Source organism: Ureaplasma zalophigenitalium, assembly GCF_025780055.1.
Taxonomy (GTDB): Bacteria; Bacillota_I; Bacilli_A; order Mycoplasmatales; family Mycoplasmoidaceae; genus Ureaplasma; species Ureaplasma zalophigenitalium.
In genome coordinates this window covers 1-387 of sequence record NZ_JAOXHJ010000032.1, presented here as the reverse complement: position 1 = coordinate 387, position 387 = coordinate 1, and the positions used below count along the sequence as shown (strand labels likewise).

The 387-nt window shown below is 31.5% G+C and carries 1 pseudogene; it reads left to right on the top strand.

Features of this window, described 5'->3' with window-relative positions:
* Positions 1–387: pseudogene (locus OF365_RS03225) on the top strand (DEAD/DEAH box helicase family protein); the annotation flags it as partial.

Below are 387 nucleotides of genomic sequence, written 5' to 3'. Positions count from 1 at the left end.
AGGTGTTAGTTTTTGGTTCATCGACTTTTGGAAATAAAAAAATATTAACCGAATACGGGAAATTAGACGCTTTTTTAACCGCTGTAAAATACGAGAATTACGAATTAATTTATATTCGTGATGAAGCCCATTATGGATCAACTAATAAACGTAATGTTTTATTTAATGATATTTATGATCAACAAAAAGTAAAGAAAATGAGTCAAAAACACGAAGTGCGTGCGGATGCTTTGTTGCAACAAGCAGCATCTTTTATTGTCCACATGTCAGCGACTCCCAATAATAATTATCCGCAAGTCGTGTTAAGTGAAAAAGATTTATTAAACGATAACATTGCTTTAGTTAAAAGAGCAGCATTTTTTAATCATGATTTAGCTTCAATTGCTG